The 19,800-nt window shown below is 71.3% G+C and carries 20 protein-coding genes and 1 tRNA gene; 13 read left to right on the top strand and 8 right to left on the bottom strand.

All coding sequences use genetic code 11. The annotated features are described in order from the left end of the window. Positions 1–45: 45 nt before the first annotated feature. The 3 genes from ACFVYA_RS14125 (at position 46) to ACFVYA_RS14115 (ending at position 3,620) form a co-directional block, all read left to right on the top strand. On the top strand, positions 46–708 hold the full coding sequence (locus ACFVYA_RS14125; protein WP_387045014.1) for a hypothetical protein: 663 nt from the start codon (positions 46–48) through the stop codon (positions 706–708). Then, positions 695–1,543, top strand: coding sequence for a hypothetical protein (locus ACFVYA_RS14120; RefSeq protein ID WP_387045013.1), 849 nt, complete (start codon positions 695–697; stop codon positions 1,541–1,543). The genes ACFVYA_RS14125 and ACFVYA_RS14120 overlap by 14 nt, the downstream gene beginning before the upstream one ends. 274 nt (positions 1,544–1,817) lie before the next feature. Next, on the top strand, positions 1,818–3,620 hold the full coding sequence (locus ACFVYA_RS14115; RefSeq protein WP_387045012.1) for a hypothetical protein: 1,803 nt from the start codon (positions 1,818–1,820) through the stop codon (positions 3,618–3,620). A gap of 19 nt (positions 3,621–3,639) precedes the next feature. On the opposite strand, the gene ACFVYA_RS14110 is transcribed toward ACFVYA_RS14115, so the two are convergent. Further along, entirely contained in the window at positions 3,640–3,936 is a 297-nt protein-coding gene (locus ACFVYA_RS14110; protein WP_387045011.1) for a hypothetical protein, read from the bottom strand. 150 nt (positions 3,937–4,086) lie between these two features. Beyond that, positions 4,087–4,162 (bottom strand) — tRNA-Arg (locus tag ACFVYA_RS14105). Positions 4,163–4,434: 272 nt separating this feature from the next. On the opposite strand from ACFVYA_RS14105, the gene ACFVYA_RS14100 reads away from it, so the two are divergent. From ACFVYA_RS14100 to ACFVYA_RS14070, 7 genes are all read left to right on the top strand, one after another. Beyond that, entirely contained in the window at positions 4,435–5,088 is a 654-nt protein-coding gene (locus ACFVYA_RS14100; protein WP_003087851.1) for a response regulator transcription factor, read from the top strand. Further along, positions 5,089–5,697: a trimeric intracellular cation channel family protein gene (locus ACFVYA_RS14095; RefSeq protein WP_387045010.1), complete on the top strand. Its 609-nt coding sequence runs from the start codon at positions 5,089–5,091 to the stop codon at positions 5,695–5,697. Positions 5,698–5,763: 66 nt separating this feature from the next. Further along, entirely contained in the window at positions 5,764–6,456 is a 693-nt protein-coding gene (locus tag ACFVYA_RS14090) for a response regulator transcription factor (protein ID WP_013230061.1), read from the top strand. Continuing rightward, positions 6,453–7,862: a HAMP domain-containing sensor histidine kinase gene (locus tag ACFVYA_RS14085; RefSeq protein WP_285986391.1), complete on the top strand. Its 1,410-nt coding sequence runs from the start codon at positions 6,453–6,455 to the stop codon at positions 7,860–7,862. The genes ACFVYA_RS14090 and ACFVYA_RS14085 overlap by 4 nt, the downstream gene beginning before the upstream one ends. Before the next feature lie 176 nt (positions 7,863–8,038). Continuing rightward, positions 8,039–8,839 (top strand): DeoR/GlpR family DNA-binding transcription regulator, encoded by an 801-nt coding sequence (locus ACFVYA_RS14080; RefSeq protein WP_285986390.1) that lies wholly within the window; start codon positions 8,039–8,041, stop codon positions 8,837–8,839. Further along, positions 8,836–9,918, top strand: a complete 1,083-nt coding sequence (galT, locus tag ACFVYA_RS14075; protein ID WP_387045008.1) for a galactose-1-phosphate uridylyltransferase — start codon at positions 8,836–8,838, stop codon at positions 9,916–9,918. The genes ACFVYA_RS14080 and galT overlap by 4 nt, the downstream gene beginning before the upstream one ends. Positions 9,919–9,990: 72 nt before the next feature. After that, the gene (locus ACFVYA_RS14070; RefSeq protein WP_285986388.1) at positions 9,991–11,406 is read left to right on the top strand and encodes a S1C family serine protease; all 1,416 of its coding nucleotides are present in this window, start codon (positions 9,991–9,993) and stop codon (positions 11,404–11,406) included. Positions 11,407–11,544: 138 nt separating this feature from the next. On the opposite strand, the gene ACFVYA_RS14065 is transcribed toward ACFVYA_RS14070, so the two are convergent. The 5 genes from ACFVYA_RS14065 to ACFVYA_RS14045 are packed head-to-tail and all read right to left on the bottom strand — an operon-like array spanning position 11,545 to position 15,158. Continuing rightward, complete coding sequence (locus tag ACFVYA_RS14065) at positions 11,545–12,078, bottom strand: hypothetical protein (protein ID WP_387045007.1); 534 nt, start codon at positions 12,076–12,078, stop codon at positions 11,545–11,547. 11 nt (positions 12,079–12,089) lie between these two features. Further along, a complete protein-coding gene (locus tag ACFVYA_RS14060) occupies positions 12,090–13,205 on the bottom strand; it encodes a molybdopterin-dependent oxidoreductase (protein WP_387045006.1) in 1,116 nt (371 codons plus the stop codon). Next, entirely contained in the window at positions 13,202–13,834 is a 633-nt protein-coding gene (locus ACFVYA_RS14055) for a class I SAM-dependent methyltransferase (protein WP_285986385.1), read from the bottom strand. The genes ACFVYA_RS14060 and ACFVYA_RS14055 overlap by 4 nt, the downstream gene beginning before the upstream one ends. Beyond that, positions 13,834–14,517, bottom strand: coding sequence for a DUF2064 domain-containing protein (locus tag ACFVYA_RS14050; protein ID WP_387045005.1), 684 nt, complete (start codon positions 14,515–14,517; stop codon positions 13,834–13,836). Before ACFVYA_RS14050 ends, ACFVYA_RS14055 begins: the two co-directional genes overlap by 1 nt. Further along, a complete protein-coding gene (locus tag ACFVYA_RS14045; RefSeq protein WP_387045119.1) occupies positions 14,514–15,158 on the bottom strand; it encodes a glycosyltransferase family 2 protein in 645 nt (214 codons plus the stop codon). Before ACFVYA_RS14045 ends, ACFVYA_RS14050 begins: the two co-directional genes overlap by 4 nt. 159 nt (positions 15,159–15,317) lie before the next feature. Between ACFVYA_RS14045 and ACFVYA_RS14040 the strand changes: the two genes are divergently transcribed. Genes ACFVYA_RS14040 through ACFVYA_RS14030 form a run of 3 tightly spaced genes read left to right on the top strand, consistent with a single transcriptional unit; the run spans position 15,318 to position 18,470 of the window. After that, the gene (locus tag ACFVYA_RS14040; RefSeq protein WP_387045004.1) at positions 15,318–16,712 is read left to right on the top strand and encodes a hypothetical protein; all 1,395 of its coding nucleotides are present in this window, start codon (positions 15,318–15,320) and stop codon (positions 16,710–16,712) included. A 10-nt stretch (positions 16,713–16,722) separates the two neighbouring features. Continuing rightward, positions 16,723–17,424, top strand: coding sequence for a response regulator transcription factor (locus ACFVYA_RS14035; protein ID WP_387045003.1), 702 nt, complete (start codon positions 16,723–16,725; stop codon positions 17,422–17,424). Beyond that, positions 17,421–18,470 carry a sensor histidine kinase KdpD gene (locus tag ACFVYA_RS14030; protein ID WP_285986381.1) on the top strand — a complete coding sequence of 350 codons (1,050 nt, stop codon included), beginning with the start codon at positions 17,421–17,423 and terminating at the stop codon, positions 18,468–18,470. Before ACFVYA_RS14035 ends, ACFVYA_RS14030 begins: the two co-directional genes overlap by 4 nt. A gap of 330 nt (positions 18,471–18,800) precedes the next feature. On the opposite strand, the gene ACFVYA_RS14025 is transcribed toward ACFVYA_RS14030, so the two are convergent. Further along, positions 18,801–19,763: a helix-turn-helix transcriptional regulator gene (locus ACFVYA_RS14025; protein ID WP_387045002.1), complete on the bottom strand. Its 963-nt coding sequence runs from the start codon at positions 19,761–19,763 to the stop codon at positions 18,801–18,803. Positions 19,764–19,800 lie beyond the last annotated feature (37 nt).

Raw genomic sequence — 19,800 nt, 5'->3', positions numbered from 1 at the left:
TGGCAAACTCCGCCGGTCGATCAGGGGTGTGAAGGAGAAACCGATATGGGGTCCGACGTGTTGCCGTGTTACCTCGCCTGCGATGTCTCGCTTTCGATGGCCGACCACATCGACGAGCTGCACACGGGGCTGCGCGAGTTCCGCGGCGCCGTCCACGCGGACGCGTCACTGGCCGGCCGCGTGTACTGCAGCGTGGTCGGCTTCGGCGAGAAACCGCAGGTGGTCCAGTCGTTGCTGCCGATGGACGACCTCGGCGAGCTGCCCGAGCCGGGCCCGTGCGCGGGCACGAACTTCGGCCCGCTGTTCACGTTCCTGCGTTCGGCGATCGACCGCGATGTGCTCGCTTTGGAGCGCCACCGCCTGGTGGTCCACCGCCCCCTGGTGTTCTTCCTGTCGGACGGCCAGCCGACGGACCCGGTGACGTGGCCTTCGGCGTTTGCTTCGCTGACCGACCCGGCGTGGCCCCGCTGTCCCCGCGTGGTGACGTTCGGCCTGGGCGACGCGGATGAGGAGGCTCTCGGCCGAATCGGAACCTTCCGCACGTACCTGGGCCGCGACGGAGTCCGCGTGGGTACGGCGTTGATCGCTTCGGTGATGCACGTTCTGTCCACTTCCCGTCCACCGGCCGACCGCACCCTGTCGGCACCGGGGATCGCAAAGGGGTTGCCATGGAAACGCACTGAAGGAGAAGCCGGTGGAGCGCGCTGAGCTGGTCCGGGAGCTGAAGACGTTGCGCAAGGGCCGAGCCTTGGCCGGCCGTGTCGAGGACCGGGTGGGGCCTGCCTTGCGGTCGGCGTGCGAGGTGTCGGACGGGGACGGGATGGTGACGATCCGCGCCAAGGTGTCGGACCGTCTGTCCGAATTGTCTTCGCAGTTGCCCGAGGACCTCCGCCTGGCGGCGTTGGCGGCCTTCGCGATCACACCGGAGGCCCGCCAGCCGCTGTACCAGGACCGCATGCGTTGGGCCGCTCTCCGCGTCGACCGCGACCCGCGCACGGTCCGTCGCCGCGTGGACGAGGCGATCGAGCTGCTGGCCGAGCTGGCGCTGGCATCCCCTGCTTCGTCCACGCCCGGCAACTGGCACACCTTGTCGTTGACGATGGCGCTGGTGCTCGAGGAGTCGTGCGTGTTCGAGCAGCACCGGCTGGTGGCGGACCAGGACGATCTCCGGTCGTTCGACCTGGCGGTTCCCGCGGGCACGGTGCTGTACGGCGGGACGCTTTCGGAGGGAACGGTGGAGCTGCCACGCGCGCTCTCCCGCGGAGAGTCTTGGGAGTTCGCGGCAGTGTTCCCGGCAGAGCCGAAAACGCGCCTGGTCTACCTCCCGCGGCACCGCTGCGAGGTGTTCGACCTGCGCGTGCGGTTCGGAAAGGCGGGCCCTTCGGAGGTGCTGGCACTGGACGGCGCGTTCGAGAGGGACATCCCGGACCCGCGCTACCGCGGCCGGGTGCTACAGGTGGATGCGGTGGGGGAGGTGCACCTGCAGTTCCGCCACCTCACGCCCGGGCTGGTGTACGGAGCCCGATGGGCGGATCAGCTCTGACGCCCGGGTGCAGACGATCCGGCTCCCTTCACTACCTTGCCGGTAGGCGACAGAAGGGGACCGGGTGCGTACCTACTACGACCAGGACGACCGTCAAGGCTTCGAAGCGGGGCAGGATCTTGTGGTTCGGCGCTTCACGAAGTGGGCTGCCGCTCAGGGCTGCGAGGTCGACCCGTATGCCGTGGTTTCGGCACTCGAGTTCCGGCACACGTCCGTCGACGGGCGGCTGACCTGGTGGACCACCGCGCAGGTCCGCGAGTTCCTGTTGTCTTACGTGCCGCGCACGCTGTCGGCTACCGCCGACGAGGCCGTCCTCGTGCCCGAAACACTGCGGATGTTCCTCCGGTACCTCCACCAGACCGGGCTGGCCGACCCCACGGGCGAGCCACTGGCGGACCTCGAGGGCGCAGTCACGAAGGCATCCGCCGAGTTTCCGGCCGTGATGGCCGACGAAGACAATTTCGGCGTCGCCAAGTACTGGGTGATGACTGCGGCCCGCAAGGGGATCGAGCCCTCGGACCACGAGGCGTTGAACGCGTTCTTCGCCGAGGTGAGCGAGGGGCGGCACAGTTACGACGCCGAACTCCTGGACCGGCTCGTCGCCAGGCAGTTCACCGAGCAGACCGAACGGGCTTTTCCGCAGCCGGCGGTGTCGCTGCCGGTCGATTCGGAGCTTGCGGACGCCGCCGAAGCCTCGCTGATCGTGACCCAGCTGCGGAAGCTCGTCGACTGGGTGGGTGACGGCCGCGCGTTGACCAGCACCGGGAACCTGAAACTGGCCGACGCTAGCGATCTGGTGTCGCTGCTCGGCACCGGCGATGTGCTCGAATGGGACGGCGGCGACAAGGTGTACCCCGTCCGCAGCAGCGCCGACCTGCCGCACCTCGCCATCGTTTTCGAACTCGCCAAGCGCACCCGGGTCGTCCGGGTAGTCAAGGGCAAGCTCGTGCGCGTGGCGAAGGCGGCGCCGCTGGTGAAGAACGCTCTCGAGTTGTGGGCGGCGGCGTTCGACGCGCTTCCTTCGCGGGGCTTGCTGGTCAAGCAGAGTGGTTGGGCTCCGGGGTACGCGCAGCTTCTCGACGAGAACCTCGACATCGTGCTCCCGGACGTGCTCAACTCGATCTATGGCATGCCGGAGCCGATCCCGGTGGTCCGGCTCGCCGAAAGCGTGTGGCTGGCCTGCATCGAACACGCCTACTTCGATCTGGAACCGTCGACAGAGCCGCTGTGGCGGGACGGCCTCGCACTGGAGTTTCGCCGGCTGCTCGACAAGCTGGCCGAGATCGGCGCGGTCGAGCTGACGGTGGGCCCGCCCGACCCGATGTACAGCATGGACCTGGTACCGGAGAACCCGGAGCTCCCGCCGGATGTCCAGGACCGGATCCGGCACGCGCTCGACGTCCCATCGGTCGACCTGGTCGCCCTCACACCCTTGGCCACCCGGGCGGTCCGGGAGCGGCTGCTGCGGGAGGGCCGGGTCGCGCCTCTGGTGGGTGATCTCGCCGAAGCTGCCCCAGCCCCCATGCTGAGCACGCTCGTGGGTCACTACACCGCGGAGACGGCCGCGGCGGAGGTTTCCGGCTGGCTGGCCGCACATGGTGGCCGGGAGCCTGGCCTGCCCGTGTTGCTGGACGCCATCCGCGAAAGCCCGTTCCGCACGCTGGCGTCGGACATGCTCGAGGTCCTCGCCGATTCCCTTCCGGACGGCGATGCACTGATAAGCGACCTGCGCACCGACCCGGCCCTCGGCCCGATCGCAACGCGCGTGCTGATCGACAGCGGCGAACTGGACTTCGGCGAAGTGGATGACCGGGAACGCCTGCTCGGCATGACCGAGCAGTTCCTCGTCCTGCTGGAGGCGGCCGGACTGGAAGGAGCGTCGGAGACACTGAGCGCACTGCCCGACGGCGAACTCGCGGGTCTGCGGGAAGCGGTCCTGCATTCGGGACATCCGGACCAGGTGGGGCTGGCAGAGCTGGCCGAGGTGTTCGAGCAGTTCGAGCCGAGCCGCAAGGCGCATCCGCTGGGCGGTTTGGCCCGATCCCGGACGACCAAGGGCAAGAAGCGCCGTAGTTGAGTACCGCCTGCACAAAACGTCAATGCCGGGTACCGCCGCGTTCCCACCAGTCGACCGCGACACCGTCCTCCGCCATGCGACGGATCGTGTGTGCGGCCAGTTCCACCTCGGCCCCAGACTGGCCGCAGAACGTCCAGAGCTGCCGCGCCGCTCGTTGGTAACGGTGAATCACCTTGTCCACCTCAAAGGCGTCCAGCTCGCCCGCGCGGTGCCGGTCGACGGCATCGGCGACACGGGCGACCAGCTCATTCAGCCGCGCTTCGTGGTAGGCGGAAACCAGCGTGGCGGCGACACGGCGTTCGGCTTTGGTACCCACTCCGGCACGGTACCGAGCCGGCGGCTTTGAAGAAGCTGATGAGACACTACGATGGGTTCACCAAAGAATTCATCCGAGAACGACCGGATCTTCTCTGGAGAGTCGTTTCCGAGCCCGTCTCGTGCCGTGATGTTCGTCGTGGATTGCCGGTGGTGCCCCCGGCAGGATTCGAACCTGCGACACCCGCTTTAGGAGAGCGGTGCTCTATCCCCTGAGCTACGAGGGCCTGCTACTGCCGGGTCAGCTTAGCCTGCCGGGCCCCTTCGCAGCAGCAGGGGCACGGATGACTGGCCCGACTCTCGTCGTCACCCAGGTGAGTGGTTCTCACCGTCCTCTCACCTGGCGGATACACCCTGGCGCACCGCCGACCGCAGCTGACCTGGACGGACCAGTGCCTCACCTGGTCGTGTCTGGTTTCGAACTGCTGAACAACAGTAGGTAACCTTCGTTAACGGGACGCGGGGAGCCGCCTCCTACTGGCTGTTGCGGAGGGCTTCGTTGATCAAGCTCATGTTCGCCGACGACGAGGAACTGGTGCGCTCGGGGTTGCGCGCGATGATGTCCGGGGCCCAGGACATCGAGATCGTGGGCGAGGCGAGCGATGGCAGATCCGCCGTGGAGGTCGCTCGGCGCTACCACCCCGACGTTGCCCTTCTCGACATCAAGATGCGGGCCCCTGACGACGGCATTCGAGCGCTCCGGGCCATCCTCGCCCTCCCCGACCCGCCCACCGTTGCCATGCTGACCACCTTCGACATCGATGAATACGTCAGCCTCGCGCTGCGGCTCGGGGCCAACGGCTTCCTCCTCAAGGACATCGATCCGGCCGCCCTGCTCAGGGCCGTCCGGGACCTTGCGCGAGGGGGCGCCGTCCTCGATCCGGGTGTGGCCGCGCGGATGGTTCAGTCGCACCGGGACGAACAACGCGCTGCTCAGCCCGCCCGGAAGCTGCTCGCCTCTCTGTCCGAACGCGAGCGTGAGGTCGTCGCGCTGATCGGCCAGGGACTGAGCAACGCCGAGATCGGCGGACGGCTGCACCTCTCCGAGGCCACCGTCAAGGGGTACGTCTCCGCTGTGCTCTCCAAGATCGGCGCGGCCAACCGGGTGCAGGCCGCTCTGCTGGCCTACCGCGGTGGGCTGCTCGACCAATAAATGCTGCTCACGGAGCTGGAGTTCGTCGGGCTCGTCGCCTTCGCCGCGTCCGGCGCGCTCGCCGCGGTGCGGGCGCGGCTCGATGTCTTCGGTGTCGTCGTGGTCGGGCTCACCACCGCGCTCGGCGGCGGTGTCATCCGGGACGTCCTGCTCGGCATCCACCCGCCCACGACGCTGCGGAACTGGTCCTACCTCGCCGTCTGCGCCGGGACCGCCCTGGTCGTCTTCGTCTTCCACCCGCAGGTCGCGCGGCTGCGGCGGGGCGTTCTCCTGGCGGACGCGCTCGGGCTCGGCGTCTTCGCCACCGCCGGGACGACCATCGCGCTAAACGCCGGCGCCACCGTCTACGCCGCGTGTCTGATCGGGATGACCACCGGCATCGGCGGCGGGGCCGTGCGCGATCTGCTGCTCCGGGAAATCCCGCTCGTCCTGCGGAAGGAGATCTACGCCGTGGCCGCGCTGGCCGGCTCGGCGCTCGTCGCCGTCGGTCACGCTGTGCAACTGCCGGAAGGGCTCGTGACCGTCGTCGCGGCCGCTGTCGTGGTTTCCATCAGGATGATCGCGCTCTGGCGGCGCTGGAACGCGCCGGTCGCGCGCGGTCCCGAGTGAGAAATCCTTTGTGAGTTCTGCGTGTGTTCTTAGGCGGGTCTCAGCACGCTGCGTAAAACTAGCGCCATGCGCATCCTTGTGGTGGACGACGACCGCGCCGTCCGTGAGTCGCTCCGGCGGTCCCTGGAGTTCAACGGCTACCAGGTCCAGCTGGCCAGTGACGGTGCGCAGGCCCTGGAGGCGATCATCGCCGACCGGCCGGACGCGATGGTGCTGGACGTCATGATGCCCCGGCTCGACGGCCTGGAGGTCGCGCGCCGCCTGCGCAGTACCGGCGACGACCTGCCGATCCTGGTGCTCACCGCGCGCGACACCGTCTCCGACCGGGTGTCCGGCCTCGACGCCGGCGCCGACGACTACCTGCCGAAGCCCTTCGCGCTCGAGGAGCTGCTCGCGCGGCTGCGGGCGCTGCTGCGCCGTGCCATCCCGGAGGGCCAGAACGGCCAGGCCTCGGAGGCCCTGGCCTTCGCGGACCTGACCCTCGACCCCGGCACGCGGGAGGTCCGCCGCGGCGGCCGCGAGATCAGCCTGACCCGGACCGAATTCGCCCTGCTGGAACTGTTCCTTTCCTACCCGAAGCACGTCCTCACGCGTGGCCGGATCCTGGAGGAAGTATGGGGTTACGACTTCCCGACGTCGGGCAACGCGCTGGAGGTCTACGTCGGCTACTTGCGCCGCAAGACGGAGGCCGAGGGGGAACCGAGGCTGATCCACACGGTGCGGGGGGTGGGGTACGTCCTGAGGGAAACCCCGCCGTGACCGAACCGGGCGATCCCCGCGGCACGCGCTGGGGAGCCCGCCGGTTCTCGCTGCGCGGCCGGGTGACGCTGCTCGCCGCCGCCTGCGTCGCCGGCGCCGTCGCGCTGGTGTCGATCGGTGCCTACATCGTCGTGCGCAGCAACCTCTACCAGCAGCTCGACGACAGCTTGCTGGCGCGCGCGCAGGCGGCGGCCAACTCGCCGCAGGTGCAGACCGAGCTGCGGCAGGTCCCCGGCGCGTTCCTGGCCAGCGCCGACCTGCAGATCGGGCAGCTCAACGCGGCGCCCGACGTCCAGCACGCCGTGATGACGTACCCGTTGTCGAGCTCGCCGCCGCCGTTCGGGCCGGACGAGCTGGCCGTCGCGAACGGCGATTCGGCGGAGTCGCTGCGGACGGACTTCCGCTCCGACAGCCGCGTGGTCGCCCTGCCGACCGGGCACGGCGAGGCCATCGTGCTGGCCCAGTCGATGGGCCCGACCAAGCGCACGCTGAACGAGCTCGCGCTGGTGCTCTTCCTGATCGGCGGCGCCGGCATCCTGGTCGCCGCCGCGGCGGGCACCGCGGTGGCCCGCACCGGCCTGCGCCCGGTCGACCGGCTGACGTCGGCCGCCGAGCGCGTCGCCAAGACCGGCGACCTGCGGCCCATCCCGGTCAGCGGCGACGACGAACTCGCGCGGCTCACCCAGACCTTCAACACCATGCTCGGCACGGTCGCGGACTCGCAGGAACGCCAGCGCCAGCTGGTCGCGGACGCGGGCCACGAGCTCCGGACGCCGCTGACGTCGCTGCGCACCAACCTCGAGCTGCTGCTCGCCGCGAGCAAGCCGGGCGCGCCGCCGCTGCGAAACGAAGACCGTGTCGACATCATCGCGGACATCAGCGGCCAGCTCGACGAGCTGACGCAGCTCATCGGCGACCTGGTCGAGCTCGCGCGCCAGGACGAGCCGCGCGAGCGCTTCGAGCGCGTCGAGCTGCTGGAGGTCGTCGAGCGGGCGCTCGACCGGGCGCGGCGGCGCGCGGGTGAGATCAACTTCGACGTCTCGCTGCAGCCGTGGGTGCTCACCGGCGACAACAGCTCGCTCGAGCGCGCGGTGCTGAACCTGCTCGACAACGCGGTCAAGTTCTCGCCGCCCGACGCGACGGTGTGGGTGCGGCTGTACCCGCTCGGCGACGGCACCGCCGTCGTCGAGGTCGCGGACGCCGGGCCGGGCATCGCCGAAGAGGACCTGCCCAAGGTGTTCGACCGCTTCTACCGGTCGTCGGAGGCCCGGACGCTGCCGGGTTCCGGTCTCGGGCTGGCGATCGTGAAGCACGCGGCCGAGCGGCACGGCGGAGCTGTGTACGCCTCGCAGGCGCCGGAAGGCGGCGCGCTGATGACGATCCGGCTGCCGGGGGCGCCCGGCTGATCCGGGCCCGCGGCATCCACCGGCGTTCTCCCCCGTTGTTCGGCTGGGACGGGGCACGTCCGTTCCTGCCCACGTCATGACCTGGTGTTTCGAAGTTCACCCTCGTCGGCCCTGCGGATCCCGTGTTTAGTCGTGTAGGATTTTGTGTAATTGGCTGGACGGGACGGAGTGAAACGGTGCTGGCGCGTCAGCGACAGGCGGTGATCCTGGAAGAGGCCCGCCGGACCGGTGCGGTCCGCGTGAGCGACCTCGTGACCAGGCTTGGCGTGTCCGACATGACGGTGCGCCGCGACCTCGACGTCCTCGCCGGCCGGGGACTCGTCGAGAAGGTGTACGGCGGCGCCACCTCGGTCGTCGGCAAGAGCACCGACGAGCCCGGCTTCGAGGCCAAGTCCGTGCGCCAGCGGGCGCAGAAGGAAGCCATCGCCGAGCTCGCCGCGACACTGATCCGGCCCGGCACCGCGATCGGCATCTCCGCCGGCACCACGACGTGGACGCTGGCTCGGGCGCTCGACGCCATCCCCGGGCTCACCATCGTGACCAATTCGATCCAGGTCGCCGACGTGCTCCGCGGGTCGACGCAGCCGGATCGCACGGTCGTGCTCACCGGCGGGGTGCGGACCCCGTCGGACGCGCTGGTCGGGCCGGTCGCCGTGCACAGCCTGCGGTCGCTGCACCTGGACGCCGTCTTCCTCGGCGTGCATGGGATGGCCGACGGGCCGGGGTTCACGACACCGAACCTCACCGAGAGCGAGACCGACCGCGCGCTGGTCGAGGCCGGGCGCAAGCTGGTCGTGCTCGCCGACCACACCAAGTGGGGCACCGTCGGGATCTCGACGATCGCCGACCTGGACGAGGCCGACGTCGTCGTCACCGATGACGGGATTTCCGACGAGGCCAAGGAAATACTCGCCGAAAGGGCAGGGGAACTCATGATCGCCGAAACGGCGGAGACGGTCGAGGCCGAAGAAGCGTGAAGCGAACCGTACGACACCTGGCCGACGGCCGGGAGATCATCTACTTCGACCAGTCCGGCGCGCCCGACCGCGTCGCCGAGGACACCCGTGACCTGCCGCCGGTTTCGGCCGCGTCGGAGATCCGGCTGGACCCGCTGACCGGTGAGTGGGTCGCGATGGCCGCGCACCGGCAGACGCGGACCTACAAGCCGCCTGCGGACCTCTGCCCGCTGTGCCCGAGCAAGCCCGGCAAACCGAGCGAGATCCCCGAAAGCGATTACGACGTCGTCGTCTTCGAGAACCGGTTCCCGTCCTTCGCCGAGGACGTCGTCGGCGAGCCGTCCACTGTGGATGGTTTCGGGCTGGTGCCGGTGCGGCCCGGCCGTGGCCGCTGCGAGGTCGTCTGCTTCACCAGCAACCACGACGGTTCCTTCGCGCAGCTGAGCGCCGAGCAGGTGCGGGCCGTGGTGGACGCGTGGGCGGACCGCACGACCGGGTTGTCCGCGGTGCCCGGCGTCGAGCAGGTCTTCCCGTTCGAGAACCGCGGCGAAGAAATCGGCGTCACGCTGTCGCACCCGCACGGGCAGATCTACGGCTACCCGTTCGTCACCCCGAAGACCGAGCGGATGCTCGAAGTCGCCCGCGCCTACCAGGCCGAACACGGCCGCCCGGTGCTCGGGGACGTGCTCGCCGCCGAACGCAAGTCCGGCGCGCGCGTGGTGACGTCCGGCGAGCACTGGACGGCGTACGTGCCGCCGGCGGCCCGCTGGCCGGTCCAGGTGCAGATCGTGCCGCACCGGCAGGTCCCGGACATCCCCGCGCTGACCGACGCCGAGCGCGACGACTTCGCCGACGTCTACCTGGACGTGCTGCGCCGCTGCGACGCGCTGTACGACCGGCCGCTGCCGTACATCGCGGCGTGGCACCAGGCACCGGTGCGCCGCGACCGCGAGCTGGGCTGGCTCCACCTGGAGCTGTTCTCCGTGTTGCGCGCGAAGGACAAGCTGAAGTACCTGGCGGGGTCCGAGTCGGGCATGGCGGTGTGGATCAACGACGCGACGCCGGAGCAAATCGCGGAACGGCTCCGCGCGGCGGGCTGATCCCGGCATACTCATCTCCGATGCACAGGTTCGGCTCAGGAAGCTCTCAGGACCATCGCGCAAGGTGAGGACATGACCGAGAACGACCCCAGCGCGCACGACCCCGCGGCTCCGCGGCACCCCGAGACCGGCCAGCAGCCGGCCCAGGGCGGTTGGGCGGGGCACCCGTACGGTGAGCAGGCCCAGCCCGAGTCCGGCGGTGCGCCGCAGTACTCCGAGCCGTCCTACCACGCGGTGACCGGGGCCGATCCGGCGTACGGCGGGCAGGCCGCGAACCCGTGGTCCGCCCCGGGTGCGCAGATGCCGTCCGGCCCGACCCAGCAGAGCGTCTACCCGCCGCCCCACCCGTACGGGCAGCCCGGCACGTCCGGCTACCCCGTCGCCGCGCCGGAGCCCAAGCGGTCCGGCGGGAAGCTGCTCGCCGGCGTCGCGCTGGTCGCGCTGCTGGTCGGCGGCATCGCGGGCGGGACCGTCGGGTACTTCACCGGCGGGTCGTCCGGCCCGGCCAGCAACGCGCTCGACGCGCCGAAGCCGGCCCAGCAGACGGGCAACGCGCCCGCCGGCTCGGTCGAGGCCGTCGCGCAGAAGCTGTCGCCGAGCGTGGTCGAGCTGCAGGTCAGCGGCCAGCAGGGGGCCGGCGAGGGCTCCGGCTTCGTCATCAGCACCGACGGCTACATCCTGACGAACAACCACGTCGTCGAGGTCGGCGCAAACGGAGGCCAGATCCAGGCGGTGTTCCAGGACGGCAAGAAGGCCGCCGCCAAGATCGTCGGCCGCGACCCGACGACCGACATCGCGGTCGTCAAGGTCACCGGCGTCGGCAACCTGACCCCGGTGGAGCTCGGCCGCTCTGACGACCTGCGCGTCGGCCAGTCGGTGGTGGCCATCGGCTCGCCGTTCGAGCTGGCCGGCACGGTCACCTCGGGCATCGTCAGCTCGCTGCACCGGCCGGTGCGCGCGGGCGGCAGCAGCGGCGACCAGACCACGGTGATGGACGCGGTCCAGACCGACGCGGCGATCAACCCGGGCAACTCGGGTGGGCCGCTGGCGAACATGTCCGGCCAGGTCATCGGCATCAACTCCGCGATCTACAGCCCGCAGTCGGCCTCCGGTGGCCAGGGCCAGGGCGCGTCCGAAGGCGGCAACGTCGGCATCGGCTTCGCCATCCCGATCGACCAGGCCCGCCGCACCGCGGACACGATCATCAAGACCGGCCAGGCGGTGCAGACCTACATCGGCGCGGAGGTCAAGGACGCCCCGCAGGGCGGCGCCGAGCTCGGCGCCATCAAGGGCGGCAGCCCGGCGGAGAAGGCCGGCCTGAAGGCGGGCGACGTCGTCACCAAGATCGACGACCGCCCGATCGACTCGGCCGACACGCTGGTCGCGGCGGTCCGCACCCGGGCCCCGGACGAGAAGGCGACGTTCACGCTCGCCGACGGCCGCACGGTCGAGGTGACGTTCGGCGGCCAGCCCGTCCAGCCCAACTGATCCGGTTCAGACGCTCGGCCGCCCTGGCGCGGCCGAGACCAACTTCGGCTCGACCCCCGTCTTCGGGGCCGGACCCACAAGGCCACGCGCGACCAGGCACTCGATGCCGGTCGCGCGTGGCCGCATTTCTGCCCGGAGTCAGGGATTGGGGCGGTCGGCTGGTGTGTCGGAACGGGCATCTTGCGTGTCTGGGGGCGTGTCTCGCGTGATTGGGGACGTGTTTCGCGTGATTGGGGACGTATCTCGCGTGATTGGCGGGACGGCACGGGTGATTCGGGGGACGACACGGTGGCGGAGGGCAGTCAGGGCCACGGCCAGCCAGACTGCTGCCAGGGTGAGGGCCAGGGCGGGGGCCGGGTTGGTGTCGTCGTGGAGGCCCGGCATCGGCGGGGTTCCGTACGGGCGCCAGAACAGCGGGAACGCCAGGATCGCCAGGATGCCGGTGGTGACCGTGCCGGCGATGACCGGGCCTTTCCACGGGCGCGGCAGGCGGCGAGCCAGGACGATGCCGAGCAGCGCCGTCAGCGGGGCGATGACCGCGTCGTTGAGGATCGGGCCGCCGATGATCCAGCCGACCGTCCCGAAGACGTCCGGACGCAAGGGCAGCGCGTACTCGGCGAACAGCACCACACCCCACACCAGTGCCGCGAGACCCGGCAGGGCGAGGAGCACTCGCGCGGTCTTCACAGCGCCTCCAGCTTCGTGACCCACTTCGTCTGCAGCACGCCAGGGCGGTTCGGCGCGATGATCCGGCAGGGGAAGCCGTGGTCGGGGGCGAGGACCTCGCCGTTCAGCTCCAAGGCCAGCAACGTCAGCTCGTCGGCCGTGTGTTCGCCGGGGAGCACGCTGACGCCGTACAGCCCGCCACGCTCCGAAGAGGACACCCGGACCGCCGTGCCCGGTGCCGCGCCGGCGGCTTTCAGGAGCGTGGGCAGGGAGATCCCGCGCCAGGTGGCCGACTGGCTCCAGCCCTCCACACACGCGATCGGGAGCTCCGCCGTCGTTTGCGGCAGGGCGCGCAGCTCGTCGAGCGAGAACTTCGCCGTGCCGCGCGGGGTCAACACCGAGAGCCGCCAGGCCGGCGACAACGTGACACCCGCGGCCGCCGCCGTGCGGTTCACCGGGAGGTCCTGCGTGCCCTTACCGGTCCGCCAGGAAAGGGCGGAGACGCCGCGCAGGAACGGGACCGTCGCACCCGCGGTGGCCACGACCGCGACCCCGGCCGCCAGCCCGGTGGTCACCAGGAAACCCCGCCGGGACAGCCCCTCGGCCGGCGCCTCCGCCACGGTGGTCCGGCTCAGTGCGCGGCGGATGATCGGCAGCTTCACCGCGACGTGCACCAGGATCGAGCCGATCGCCAGCCACGCGACCGCGTAGTGCACCTGGGGGAAGTAAAAGCCCCAAGGATAGTTCTGCGCGACGTTCAGCAGCCCGGTCGTCAGCTCGAAGAACGCCGCACCGGACAGCACCAGGATCGACATCCGCTCCAGGGCGTGCGGCAGCGAGCGGACGAGCGGCCGGCCGAACAGCTTCGGGTAGACGCTCCACAGTTTCGCCAGCAGCAACGGGATCGACGCCACGCCGGAGATCACGTGCAGACCCTGGGTGACGCGGTAGAGCCCGACCGGGCGGCTGGGCCAGGAGAACCACCCCGGCGGGTGCTGGATCAGGTGGCTGATCAGCCCCGTCACGAAACACGTCGTGAACGTGATCGCGAGCGCCAGGCCGATCTTCGACGTCACGCGTTCGTGGTGCGCCGGGGCCCGGAACTGCTCTTCTGCCGGAATCGCGAGCTTCACGACCGCTCCAATCGCGCGAACCAGCGGTGCCCGTGCCGGGTGGTCCAGTCGACGCGCAACCCGGCGCGCGCGGCGACCTCGGCGATCGCGTCGACCCCGACCCAGGCCCAGGTGAACCAGGCGACGTCGGCGTGGCCGGGCCGGAGCCGGACGCGCTCGTGCCGCAGGCCCCGACCGGGCGGCTCCAGCTCGACGAGAACGTCACCGCCGGGGGCGATCAGGCGCGCCGTGCGCCGCAGCAGCGTGGCCGGGTCGCCGCCGATGCCGATGTTGCCGTCCGCGAGCAGGGCGTGCCGCCACCGCCCTTCGCCGGGCAGGCGGTCGAAGAGGTTGCGCTGCAACGCGCTTCCGCCGCGACGCCGGGTCAGCCCGACGGCCGTGCGCGAGCTGTCCACGCCCAGCGCGACGACTCCGCGCCCGGCCAGCGCCGCGGTGAGCCTGCCGGGCCCGCACCCGAGGTCGATCGTGGGGCCGGAGCACGCGTCGAGCAGGACGTCGTCGCCCTCGGACGGCTCCGCCCAGCGTTCCACGGCCAGCTCGATCCGCTCGCCGTTGGCCAGCTCGAGCCAGCACTGGTGGCCGAGCAGGCCGCGGTCGAACTCGTGGCCGGTGCTCACCGGGGCGGTCATCACGCCACCGCCCGTCCGCCGACCGCCGCGACGGCGCGGGCGAACCGGCCACCCGGGCACACCGCCGCCACCGAGCGGGCGTCCGCCATCGTGTCCACATCGGACAGCTGGGCGGCGCGCCGCGGCCGCAGCCCGCACGCGGTGAGGGCGCGTAGTGTGCGCTCACCGGTGTCTTCGCGGGACATCGGGACGTCCGCGAGGGCCTGTGCGTGCCGCGGCTCGGCGAGGCCCAGCGCCCACCAGCCGCCGTCCGCGGCCGGCCCGAGCACCGAGTCGTGGCCGCCGTGCAGGACCGGTGCGGCTGCGGCGGCGAGCAACTCCGGCGTGACCTGCGGGGTGTCCATGCCGATCTGGAGGACCGGCAGACCGGCGTGCACCTCGGCGGCGTCCGCGTGGGCGTTCGCCAGCCGGGCACCGAAATCGGTGCCACGCTGCGGGATCGTGGTGACGTGGCGCAGCGCCATGCCGATTTCGATGGGCCGGGCGGCCGCACCGAGATCGCCGGTCATCGCGACGACGGGCTCGGCGCCGGGCACCGCGCAGACGGCCTCGAGCGTGTCGAGCAACGCGGCCGCGGCGATCTCGGCCGCCTGAGCCGGAGTGGCGGGCGGGCACAGCCGGGTCTTGGCCAGCCCCGGAACGGGCGCCTTGGCCACGACCAGCAGGATGAACGGACGGGTCATCGGGCCAGCACCCGCCCGAAGTCGCGGACCGCACGCAGCGTCCCCCGCACCGACCCGGACACCTTCGACTTCGTCCCTTTGGCGCGCTCGCCGTAGCGGACGTCGAACTCCCGGACCCGCCACCCGGCGCGCTGGGCCTTGATCAGCAGCTCCAGGGGGTAGCCGAACGCCCGGTCGGCGACGTCCAGCCGAAGGAGGGCGAGCCGGTCCGCGGCGCGCAGGGGCGCGATGTCCCGCACCGGCAGCCCGCGGCCGCGCAACAGCGTCGCCAGCACGACATTGCCCATCCGCGCGTGCCACGGCCACACCCCGGGACCGGTCGGCACCCGGCGTCCGACGGCCAGGTCCGCGCCGTGTTCGACCGCGGTCACCAGGCGCGGCAGGTCGGCGAGGTCCAGGGACCCGTCGGCGTCGGCGAAGCACACGATGTCCGCGGTGGCGGCTTCCAGCCCCGCGTGCACGGCCGCGCCGTAGCCGCGGCGCGGCTCGTGGACGACCTTCGCGCCGAGCGAGGCCGCCACTTCCGGCGAGCCGTCGGCCGAGCCGTTGTCGACCACGATCGCGCGGTAGCCCGGCGGCAGGCCGGCCAGTACGGCGGGGAGGGCACCCGCTTCGTCGAGGCAGGGGAGGACGACGTCCACTTCCAAGTCAGTCACGGCGCCGACCGTAAGGCCGCCCGAAACGTCGTAGAACCCTTGCGGGGCTTACCGAATCATGACATCGGGCGAGTTCTTACCGCGTCGTTACGGCTCCCGTTCCCAGGGCGCGGATCGCCCGCGGTGAACCTAGGGTGGGCGACGATGAGCGAGCCGACATCGGCAGCCCGGCTCGCCGAGCCGCCTGCCCGCGAACCCGAAGCCCCGGTCTCCGGCCGCCGCGCCGACCTTTTTGCCGTCGCCGCCGCGGCGGTGCTCGCCGCCGCCGCCACCGCCGTCGGCCTCTACTACAACCGGCCGCACTCCGGCGTGGTCATCTTCGTGTCCGCGCCGCCGTTGTTCGCCGACTGGCTGCCGCACGTCGGCCCGGGCTCGGTGTTCGCCGTGCTCGTCGCGGTCGCGGTGGTGCTCCACGGCCCGGCGCTGGCCGCCCGCCTGCCGTGGCGCCGCGCGCTCGCCGCCGGCTACCTCGCCTCGCTCGCCTGGATCTTCTCCCTGGCCATGGTCGACGGCTGGTCCCGCGGGTTCGCCGGGCACCTCACCATTCCCCAGGAGTACCTCCACGAGGTCCCGGGGATCACCGACATCCCGCCGATGCTGCGCGAGTTCTCCTCCCGCATCCTCGACTTCCAGCCCCAATCGTGGACGACGCACGTGTCCGGTCACCCGCCGGGCGCGACGCTCGTCTTCGTCTGGCTGGACCGGCTCGGCCTGCACGGCGGCGCGTGGGCGGCCACGGCCGTGGTGCTCGCCGGCAGCCTGGTCGCGGTGGCCGTGCCGGCCACGGTCGCCCTGCTCGGCCGGCCCGAGGCGGCCCGCGCGGTGCTGCCGTTCGCCGTCCTCACCCCGGGCGCGGTGTGGATCGGCGTCTCGGCGGACGGCCTCTTCGCCGGGGTGACCGCGACCGGGCTGGCGCTCCTCGCGCTGTCCGCGACGGGGTTCACCCACGGCCGCCGGTACGCCGCTCCGGCCGGGCTGGCCGCGGGGGTGCTGCTCGGCTTCGGGATCTTCCTGTCGTACGGCCTGGTGCTGCTCGGCCTGCTCGCGGTGGCCGTCGCCGTCCTCGGCCGGCAGTGGCGGGCGGCGGCACTGGCGATCGTCGCGGCACTCGCCGTCGTCGGCGTCTTCGCCTGGGCGGGCTTCTGGTGGCTCGACGGCTACCACCTGGTCGTCGAGCGCTACTACCAGGGAGTGGCGCTGGTCCGGCCCTATTCGTACTGGGTGTGGGCCGACCTCGCGGCGGTGACCGTCGCGCTCGGCCCCGCGGTCGTCGCCGCCGTCCGGCGAGGATTCGGGTCTCCGCGCCGGGCCTTGCTCGCCGATCCGGTCCTCCTGCTGGGCCTCGCCGCCCTGACCGCCATCCTCTTCGCCGACGTCTCGGGCCTGTCGAAAGCCGAGACCGAACGGATCTGGCTACCGTTCGGGGTGTGGTTGCTGCCGATGACGGCGCTGTTGCCGCGGCCCGGCCGCCAGTGGTGGCTGGCCGCGCAGGCGGCGACGGCGCTGGCGGTCAACCACCTGCTGCTGACGGGCTGGTGAGGGAGACGTGATGAGGGATCAGGCCGGACGGGTGCTCGTGGTCGACGACGACGAGACGGTCCGCGACGTCGTCCGCCGCTACCTCGAGGTGGCCGGGTTCACCGTGGACATGGCCGGCAACGGCGCCGAGGGGCTGACGAAGTTCGCCGCCCACGAGCCCGACCTCGTCGTCCTCGACGTCATGATGCCCGGGATCAACGGCCTGGAGGTGTGCAAGCGGCTGCGCCAGGTCAGCCAGGTGCCGATCGTCATGCTCACCGCCCTCGGCGAGGAGGAGAACCGCATCGCCGGCCTCCAGCTCGGCGCCGACGACTATGTGACGAAACCGTTCAGCCCCAAGGAACTCGCCCTCCGCGTGACCTCGGTGCTGCGCCGCGCCCGGATGCCCCGCCCGGAGCCGGCCGCCGCCGTGCTCGCGGACGGCGACCTGCGCCTGCAGATGAATGCGCGCACCGCGACCCTCCGCGGCCGCGAACTGCCGTTGACCACCCGGGAGTTCGACCTGCTGGCGTTCTTCCTCGCCCACCCCGGCGTGGCGTACTCGCGCGCGGACCTGCTCGAAAAGGTGTGGAGCTGGGACTTCGGCGATCAGTCCACTGTGACCGTCCACGTGCGACGGCTGCGCGAGAAGATCGAGCGTGACCCGGCCAAGCCGACCCGGGTGGCGACGGTGTGGGGTGTCGGCTACCGCTACGACCGGGAGCAGCCGTGATCGGTTCGGGCGAGTCCGTCTCGGAGATGCTGACGCACCTCTGGCACATCCTGCCGTTCGCACTGCTGTTCTCGCTGCCGGTTGCGGCACTGGGCGGCGTGGCGTTGTACGTCCTGCGCCGCGGTTCGCTGGCCACCACGCTCACGGTGCTGGTGCTGATCCCGGTGCTCGCCACGCTGGTCGGCGTCCTGGGGATCAGCGGGTTCATGTTCACCCCGGCGCTGACCACGATGCTCCTGGTCTGTCTGCTCGTCGCGCTGGTCACCGTGCCCGCGGCGATCATCCTCGGCCGGGCCATCGCACGCCGCAGCGTGTGGGAACGCGAGGCACGCGAGCGGGAACGCGCCGCCGAGGCCTCACGGCGCGAACTGGTGGCCTGGATCAGCCACGACCTGCGCAGCCCGCTGGCCGGGATCCAGGCGATGGCCGAGGCGCTGGCCGACGGCGTGGTGTCCGAACGCGACGAGGTCGCCGACTACGCCCAGCGGATCAGCGGTGAGACCCGGCGGCTGTCCGCGATGGTCGGCGACCTGTTCGAGCTTTCGCGGATCACCGCGGGGGCCCTGGAACTCACGATGTCGGCGGTGCCGCTGCGGGACGTCGTGAGCGACGCCGTGGCCGCCCAGGCGCCGGTGGCCCACCGGAAGCGGGTCCGGGTCCTCGCCAGGGCGTCGACCTGGCCGGTGGTGACCGGCAGCGACCCGGAACTGGCCCGGATCGTGCGGAACCTGGTGTCCAACGCGATCCGGCACACCCCGCCCGACGGGACGGTGGCGGTGCAGATCGGCGTCGACGGCGACGAGGCGCTGCTCGCCGTGGACGACTCCTGCGGCGGCATCCCGGACGACGAGATCAACCGCGTCTTCGACGTCGCTTTCCGCGGGACGCAGGCGCGGACGCCCGAGCGCGGCGGGACGACCAGCGGCGGCGGGCTCGGCTTGGCCATTGCGAAGGGGCTGGTCGAGGCGCACCGGGGGCGGATCGGGGTGCACAACCACGGACCGGGGTGCCGGTTCGAGGTGCGCCTGCCGCTGGCGATGCCCTAGATGTGAGGTCCAGGGACGTTGTCCGGCGTGGAGGCGATCGGTGGCGGCCTGTCGCGCGTCGAGCAAAGCTGGACCTGCGCCGCTGCAGCAAAAATGCTTATAGTCGCCGCCACAACCGCCCGCAAAGGGGCCGACGCTGCCGCACTGAAGGCGCTGCCGGGACGGCTGATCGCAGCTGCCGTCCGCAGCACAGCCCGGCCCGAACACCCGATGCAGGCGATCGTGCGGCTGCGGTGGCGCAAGCAGCTGGGCCCGGTCCGGATCGGCGGCCGGCTCGGCCTGGCCGTCTCGACGATGCAAGCGGTGCCGGCCAGTTGCCGGATCAACCGGCTAGAGACCGTAGGCCCGGTTCATCGCGTGCAGGATCCGGACGACTTCCGCTCGCAACTCTTCCGGTGCGACGACCTCGACGTCGGCGCCGAACTTGAGCAGTTCGGGCACCGCGGCCTCGACCGATTCGATGGGGATCTCGAGTTCGGTCCACCCTGCCGGGTCCGGCCCGGCCCTGGTCTTCCGGGCCGCCACGACGGCCGGTTCGAACAACTCGGGTAGCCGGTCCAGGCCACGACGGGAGAACCGGAGGACCGCGGTGTCCCGATAGCGGCGCCGGTCGAAGTGGTCGAGGTAGCTCTCCCAGTGGCTCGCCAGGTCGAACCCTTCGGCTCGTTCGAACCGCTCGGGGAGGACATCCACGTCGAGGATCCGGGAGATCCGGTAGGTCCGGAACTGCTCGCCGCCGCGAGCCACGAGGTACCAGTTGCCCGCTTTCAGGACCAGTCCGTGGGGCTGCACGGTCCGGCTGATCTCGTGCGGCTTCACCCAGCGCAGGTAGCGGATCCGCAGGGCGTGCTGGTCACGAGTGGCCTCCGAAATCGGAGTCAGGTGCGGAGTTCGCTCGGCGCGGAGGTACCACGACGGGAGGTCGACGTGGAACCGGCCGGCGGCGCGGTCGCGCAGCTCGGCGGGCAACGCCGCCATGAGCTTGAGCTGCGCAGCGGTCGTCGCGGCCGTCAGGCCCAGCTGGGCCGCCGCGGACGGGAGCCCGGTGAGGAACAGCGCCTCGGCCTCGTCCGCGGTGAGGCCGGTCAGCCGGGTGCGGTAGCCGTCGAGCAGCCGGTAGCCGCCTTCGTGACCTGGTTCGCCGTACACGGGGACGCCCGCGGCGCCGAGCGACTCGACGTCCCGGTAGATCGTCCGGACCGACACCTCCAGGGCGTCCGCCAGTTCCCGCGCGGTCATCCGCTCCCTGGTCTGCAGCAGCAACAGCAGGGACACCAGACGAGTCGCACGCATGTCCGGAAGTCTGCCCGGATCCACTGACAGGAGGTGT

Source organism: Amycolatopsis sp. NPDC058278 (genome assembly GCF_042881395.1).
Lineage (GTDB): Bacteria > Actinomycetota > Actinomycetes > Mycobacteriales > Pseudonocardiaceae > Amycolatopsis.
The sequence above is the reverse complement of the archived record's forward strand: the minus strand, read 5'-3'. Positions and strand labels throughout refer to the sequence as shown.